Raw genomic sequence first — 6,628 nt, 5'->3', positions numbered from 1 at the left:
GCGGGGGGGGGGAGGGGCCCCTTCCCCCGCCCTTGTCTGCGGCTTCTTTCCCCCGCGCTGTCCGGCCGCGCCCGCGTTCGCGCGCGTCCGTTCGCGTACGGCGGTCAGACCGCCGGGTTCAGGACGATCTTCGCCGTGTCGTTCGCGCGGTTCGGGTCGAACGGCAGCGGCTCCGTGCCGTACGGCGGACCCAGCACCACCGCGCCCTTCGCACCCGTCACGACCGTGTCGACGCGCAGCTGGAACGGCAGGACCACCGTCTGCTTCTCGGCGACCCAGATCGGCAGGTTGCACGAGTAGCGCGGCGCGCCGGTGCGCACCTCGCCCTCCCACCAGCCGCCGTCCGCCGTGCGCGGCTCGCAGGCGTCCGGTACGGCGGTGGCCGTGGCGCCCCGCGGGACCGTCACGTCGACGCGGCCGACCGGGTCGCCGGAGCCGAGGTTGGCGACCCACGCCGGGCCGCGGTTGCGGAAGGTCACCTGGGCGGTGACGGTCTCGCCGGCCGCGGCGGTCAGCCGGGCGCCGCGGACCGCGAAGTCGGCCGTGTTGGTGACGGTGACGGCCTTGAGGGCGCCGTTGTCCTCGGGCTGGAGGTCCTCGGCGCCGTCACGCGGCTGCACGCCGACGTCCACGCGCTCGTACAGCCCGTACGGGGCGACGGTGGCGGTGAGCGGCGACGGGAGGGTGAACGTTCCGCCGGGCTCGACGACGTCGTCGTACGCGCAGTCGACCTTGGTCACCGGGTGGATCGGGCCCTGGCCGCTGCCGGCCGGGGCGCTGACGCACTGCGGCGCGAGACCGTTCAGGGTGAGGCCGCGGGTCACGTAGTAGGTGACCTGGACGCCGTTGACGGGCTGGTCACCGTTGTTGACGGCGGTGAGCGGCACGGGCACGGTGGCGCCGGGCGCGACGCCGGTGGCCGGGGGCAGCGCGGCGACGGAGAGGTCGGGGCCGGAGGCGACGCGGACGTCGGTCCAGCCCTCGCCGGACGTGAGCTGCTCGCCGGTCGTCGTCGCGGCCGTCGCCTGGTAGCTGATCCGCCCGCTCGCGCCGACGGCCGCGCCGACCGCGGCGCGGACCTGCACCGGCACCTTGAGCGGGCTGTCGTTGCCGGTGCCCGGGACCTCGGGAACGGAGCAGACGGCGGTGGTGGCGCCGGCCGGGGCGCAGGCCTCCGGCCAGGTGACCTCGGCGATGCCGGCGAGGCCCGATATGTCGACGGTGATCCGGCCGTCGACGACCTGGTTGGCGGCGTTGTCGTGGGACAGGCTGAGGTTGAGCGTGGAGGGCGCGGGCTGCGGCCCGGTCTCGCTCGCCTTGGGCAGCACCAGCTGCCACGGCGACGCGTTGACCCACAGCTGGTCGCTGTCGGCGAGGGCCGGCGTCGCGGAAAGTCCGACGGTGACCAGGCCCGCTACGGCGGCACAGGCACCGAGCCGCGCGAAAGGGCGGCCGGTGGAAGGCTTCTTCATGATCTCCTCGTTCGTCTGCGTCAATTGCCCAGGCAATGCACAGGCGGTGCACAGGCGGTGCGATGAGGAGACCTGCGAGCCCGGCCGAAGGTTGTGCTCGCCCGGCGGTGCGGCGGCGGTGGCGGCTGGCGGCCGCGCACCCGGCCCTGGGGCGAGACACCCGCCGGGCAGCCCCTGGTCCAGCCCCTAGTCCAGCGCCGCGAGCACCGGGCCGAGGACCGCCAGGGCGTACGCGGCCGTCACGGTGATCGCGCGGGTGCGGTACGCCATCGCGTCGCGGGGCGCCGCGGCCGCCACGAGGGCGCAGAGGCCGGACGCGGCGAGGGACCAGCCGCCCGCGGCGGCGAGGCCGCCGTTGACGCCGTCGCCCCCGATCGCGTCCTGGAGGACGGCTACGGCGGTGAGCAGCGCGCACAGGAGCAGCACGGCGAAGGCACCGAACGCCATGGCGCGCAGGGCGCGCACGGAGGGGGACGTGGGGTCCTGCGGTGTCGTCATGCACCGATCACATCATCGGCGGGATCCCGGACGGCACGGCCGCCGTACTCATTCGGGAGCGCGGGAGTACTCAGGGCGGGGGGCGCGGACGCCCGCCTGCTCGTCCCCGTACGAGCCGAGCAGGACGACGCCGACGGCGGCGGAGCCGAAGGCGCGTATCGCCCGGAGCGCGAGGCCGAGGCCGAGGCCGAGCCGGTGCGGGACGGTGGTCGCTGGGGTGAGGGTGGTGGCGGTCATGCATCCATCATCCGAAACGGACATTCCGAACACATCGGCCTGGGGATCGAACCGGGATCCCCCGCGAGTCGGACCCCGTCCCCTACGGGTCCTACGGGCTTCGTACACCCGCCCCGCGCACCAGCCCGCGCGAGCGAAAACCATTCGCGTCCGCCCCGGCCACGGCGTACACTCGCCAGCTTCCCCGCCTCCCGTTCGGCTCCGTACGTGGAGAGCCGCCGTCCGGTCGGAAACCGGCGGCCACCTTGACGTGTCCGCGTACCCGACCCGGAGGCTTCACCGTGTCCGCACCGTCCGCGCTGTCCGCCGACGACCCGCTCGAGCGCGAGCGCGCCCACCTCACCGCGTCCCGCGCCGCCCTGCGCGCCATGCGCGAGGACGTGCAGTCGCTCGACATCAAGGACGTCACCGCGAACTGGGTCAACGCCGCCGTCCTGGAGCGGCAGATCGAGGACCGCATCAAGGCCCTCGCCGACCTCGCCGACACCCCGCTCTTCTTCGGCCGCCTCGACTACCTGCACACCACGCAGGAAGGGCAGCGCTTCTACATCGGCCGGCGGCACGTCCACGACGCCGACGGCGACCCGATGGTGATCGACTGGCGTGCGCCGGTCTCCCAGCCGTACTACCAGGCGTCGAAGCAGAACCCGCAGGACGTCGGCCTCCGCCGCCGCTTCGGGTACACGGGCGGCGACCTCACCGCGTACGAGGACGAGCACCTCTCCGACCCCGCCGAGCTGGAACGGACCAGCCGCCTGCTCCAGGCGGAGATCGAGCGGCCGCGCGTCGGCCCCATGCGCGACATCGTCGCGACCATCCAGCCCGAGCAGGACGAGATCGTCCGCTCCGACCTGTCCGGCACGGTGTGCGTGCAGGGCGGCCCCGGCACCGGAAAGACCGCCGTCGGCCTGCACCGGGTCGCCTACCTCCTCTACGCCCACCGGGAGCGACTGGCCCGCACCGGCACCCTCGTCATCGGGCCGAACCGTTCCTTCCTCCACTACATCGAGCAGGTGCTGCCGGCGCTCGGCGAGCTGGAGGTGAAGCAGGCGACGGTGGACGACCTCGTCGCCCACGTCGAGGTGCGCGGCACGGACGAGGCGGCGACCGCCGTCGTCAAGGGCGACGCCCGGATGGCGGAGGTGCTGCGGCGGGCGGTGTGGTCGCACGTCACGCTGCCGACGGAGCCGCTGATGGTCGTCCGCGGCTCGCGGCGCTGGCGCGTCCCCGCCTACGAACTGGAGGAGATCGCCCGCGAGCTGACGGACCGTGACATCCGGTACGGGGCGGCCCGTGAGGCCCTGCCGCAGCGCATCGCCCACGCCGTCCTCGTACGGATGGAGCAGGCCGGCGAGGCACCCGACGACCGGGTGCAGAACGCGGTCGCGCGCAACGCGGCGGTCAAGGCGGTCGTCAAGGAGTGCTGGCCCGCGGTCGACCCGGCGAAGCTGGTCCTGCGCCTGCTGAGCGACCCGGACTTCCTGGCCGAGCACGCGGCGGGCATCCTCGACGAGGACGAGCAGAAGCTGCTGCTGTGGGCGAAGCCCGCCCGCAGCGTGAAGACCGCGAAGTGGTCGGCGGCGGACGCCGTCCTCGTCGACGAGGCCGCGGACCTCGTGGAACGCACCCACTCGCTCGGCCACGTCGTGGTCGACGAGGCCCAGGACCTCTCCCCCATGCAGTACCGGGCGGTGGGCCGCCGCTGCACCACCGGCTCCGCGACGGTCCTCGGCGACCTGGCGCAGGGCACCACGCCGTGGGCGACGCAGAGCTGGGCGCAGGCACTCGCGCACCTCGGCAAACCGGACGCGGTCGTGGAGGAACTGACCGCCGGCTTCCGCGTACCGCGCGAGGTCATCGCGTACGCCTCGCGGCTGCTGCCGCACATGTCACCCGGCCTGGCGCCCGTGGAGTCGGTCCGTGAGAACCCGGGCTCCCTGGAGGTCCGCCGCTCCGCGCCGGAGGCCCTGGACGCGGACGTGATCACGGCCTGCCTCGACGCCCTGACCCACGAGGGCTCGATCGGCCTGATCGCCGCCGACGCCCGCATCACCCCGCTGGCGCAGGCCCTGACGGCCGCGGGCATGCCGTTCCTCTCCCCCGGCGAGGAGACCACGGCGGAGTCCCGCCTGACCCTGGTCCCGGCCTCGCTGGCGAAGGGCCTCGAGTACGACTACGTCGTCCTGGACGAACCGGCAGCCGTCGTCGACGGCGAACCCGACGAACGAACCGGCCTGCGCCGCCTGTACGTGGCACTGACCCGTGCGGTCTCGGGCCTGACCGTGGTCCACGCGGCGGACCTGCCCGAGCAGCTCGGCGCCTAGCCGGTCCCCTCGGGGACCTCGTACTCCGCCAGCGCCTGGGTCCAGGTGCGGTGGGCGACCGCGGCGAGGACGGGGTTCCGCCCACCGCCGTAGTACTGCTCGGTCACCATGCCCCAGCACAGGGCCCAGCCGCGCCCTCGCGCCCAGGTCGCGTCGTCGACCTGGGCCGCCTCGCGGAAGAGGGGCCGGGTGTCGGGCGTGAAGAGGCTCCAGGCGGCCATGGTGTCGATGGCGGGGTCGCCGATGCCGAGCCCGCCGAAGTCGATGACGGCGCTGAGCCGCCCGTCACGGGTGAGCAGGTTGCCGGGCAGCAGGTCACCGTGCACCCAGACGGGCTCGCCCTCGTACGCGGGCAGCCGGAGCACCGCTTCCCAGGCGGCGGCTGCCCGTTCGGCGTCGCGTTCGCAGAGAACGCCGTCGGCGGCGAGGCCACGGATGGCCCCGGGCATGTTGCCGTCCTCCCAGTCGGTGACCGGCCCACCGCGGTACGACGCGGGCCCGCCGCTCGCGTCGGCACCGCGCAGCGCGACCCCGAACCGCCCCAACTCCCGGGCGGCGTGCGCCAGATCGGCGATCGGAGCGGAGTAGGCGTCCGCACCCTCCAGCCACTCGCACACGGACCACACCTGCCCGTACCCCTCGCCCGGCACCCCGCACCCCACCGGCACCGGCACGTCCAGCGGCAGCCCCGGCGCGAGCCGCGGCAGCCACCGCTGCTCCTTCTCGGCGTCCCCGGCCGCCCAGGTGGCCTTCGGCAGCCGCACGACGTGCCCGTCGCCGAGCCGGAACATCGCGTTGTCGGTCCCTGCGGTCGCCATCTCCCGTACGGGCAGCCCGGCCCACTGGGGGAACTGGGCGGCGATGAGACGGCGTACGAGATCCTCGTCGAGGCGGGTCTGCGGCAGCATGCGCGCGAGGCTACGACGGGCGGGGGCGAGACCGCCACGGGGTTTCGGCGAGGGCGGGGGGCGGGGGCCGGCAGGGGCGTAGCAGAAGGAGGCCCTGGGGGAAGGGGACGGTAGGCCAGGCGGCGCAGCTTCGACGTGCCGGGGCGTGGCGGACGTGGTGGGCTGACGGCGGGAACACGGATCGACCGCCTGCAGGGGGCCGAGGGCCGCACTCATGCTCACCACCATCACCATCGCCATCATGCTGGCCGCGCTCGCAGCCGGCCTGTTCGCCAACCATCTGCGTCGCCGCCGCGCCAAGCCCGAGGGCGACGGCGACGGCGAGGAGTCCTCGGTCAGCGACCTGATCAGCCCACTGGAGACGTTGGCCGTCCTGCTCGTGGCCTTCGTGATCGTCGTGGCGGCGGAGTCGTACGGCGCGGCCGGCACCGCTGTGGGAGCGGAGGCCCACCGGGTGGACCAGTTGTACGAGGTCGCCGACTACGCGCCGGAGGAGCAACGAGAGGGCGTGCAGGCCGACGCGGTCTGCTACGCGCGGGCGATCATGACCTACGAGTGGCCGAAGATGACGGACGCGGGCGAGAAGGCGCCCGAGGCGTCGGTGTGGTCGTCGGACTTCCGCCGCCATTTCAAGGCCCTCGCGCAACAGGACAACAACACGTTCGAGTTGCTGGTGAAGGCCGACGACGAACGTTCCGTCGCCCGCCAGACCCGGCTGTCGGAGGCGATGCCGGCGATTCCGACGGTCGTCTACTGGTTCATGGTCGTGTCCCTGGCCGCGACGATCGGAGCGTTCGCGTTCGGCCTGCCCCGCCGCCGGGGCCCGTCGCACTACGTGCTGCTGGTGGTGCTGGCGGGCCTGTTCACGGGGGCGCTGCTCCTGATCGAGGACATCGACAAGCCGTTCTCGGGCCAGATCCGCATCACGAACGAGGCGATGTCGGAGACGGCGGCGGACATCGCCGAGGACTTCGCGACGGACCACCCGGGCCGCCCGCTGCCGTGCGACGGGACGGGGGCGCGGGTGGGGGTGGGGAGGTGAGCGGGGAGGGGCTGCGGTTTGGGTGGCGGGTTTCTGAGGCCGTACGGGTGGATGTTTCGGGTGGGCTTCTGGTGCGGCCGCCCTTGTTCCGAGTGTGGCCCCCTCCACCACCGCGTCAAGGGCGCTCCCTTCGGTCGCGTCGCTTCG

At 73.8% G+C, this 6,628-nt stretch carries 6 protein-coding genes; 2 read left to right on the top strand and 4 right to left on the bottom strand.

Going from position 1 to position 6,628, the window contains the following annotated elements; translation table 11 throughout:
• Positions 1-104: 104 nt before the first annotated feature.
• The 3 genes from ACFWJO_RS29295 to ACFWJO_RS29285 all read right to left on the bottom strand — a co-directional run bounded on the left by ACFWJO_RS29295 (position 105) and on the right by ACFWJO_RS29285 (position 2,207).
• On the bottom strand, positions 105-1,472 hold the full coding sequence (locus tag ACFWJO_RS29295; protein WP_386869911.1) for a hypothetical protein: 1,368 nt from the start codon (positions 1,470-1,472) through the stop codon (positions 105-107).
• A 186-nt stretch (positions 1,473-1,658) separates the two neighbouring features.
• The gene (locus tag ACFWJO_RS29290; RefSeq protein ID WP_386869909.1) at positions 1,659-1,970 is read right to left on the bottom strand and encodes a hypothetical protein; all 312 of its coding nucleotides are present in this window, start codon (positions 1,968-1,970) and stop codon (positions 1,659-1,661) included.
• A gap of 48 nt (positions 1,971-2,018) precedes the next feature.
• Positions 2,019-2,207: a hypothetical protein gene (locus ACFWJO_RS29285; RefSeq protein WP_386869907.1), complete on the bottom strand. Its 189-nt coding sequence runs from the start codon at positions 2,205-2,207 to the stop codon at positions 2,019-2,021.
• Between the two features lie 281 nt (positions 2,208-2,488).
• Between ACFWJO_RS29285 and ACFWJO_RS29280 the strand changes: the two genes are divergently transcribed.
• Positions 2,489-4,531 carry a HelD family protein gene (locus tag ACFWJO_RS29280; protein ID WP_386869905.1) on the top strand — a complete coding sequence of 681 codons (2,043 nt, stop codon included), beginning with the start codon at positions 2,489-2,491 and terminating at the stop codon, positions 4,529-4,531.
• Here ACFWJO_RS29280 and ACFWJO_RS29275 read toward each other — a convergent pair.
• Positions 4,528-5,439 (bottom strand): aminoglycoside phosphotransferase family protein, encoded by a 912-nt coding sequence (locus ACFWJO_RS29275; RefSeq protein ID WP_386869904.1) that lies wholly within the window; start codon positions 5,437-5,439, stop codon positions 4,528-4,530. The genes ACFWJO_RS29280 and ACFWJO_RS29275 overlap by 4 nt on opposite strands.
• Before the next feature lie 214 nt (positions 5,440-5,653).
• Between ACFWJO_RS29275 and ACFWJO_RS29270 the strand changes: the two genes are divergently transcribed.
• Positions 5,654-6,481 carry a hypothetical protein gene (locus ACFWJO_RS29270; protein WP_386869902.1) on the top strand — a complete coding sequence of 276 codons (828 nt, stop codon included), beginning with the start codon at positions 5,654-5,656 and terminating at the stop codon, positions 6,479-6,481.
• The last annotated feature ends 147 nt before the right edge of the window (positions 6,482-6,628 follow it).

This window comes from Streptomyces sp. NPDC127092, assembly GCF_042722475.1.
GTDB lineage: Bacteria > Actinomycetota > Actinomycetes > Streptomycetales > Streptomycetaceae > Streptomyces.
The sequence above is the reverse complement of the archived record's forward strand: the minus strand, read 5'-3'. Positions and strand labels throughout refer to the sequence as shown.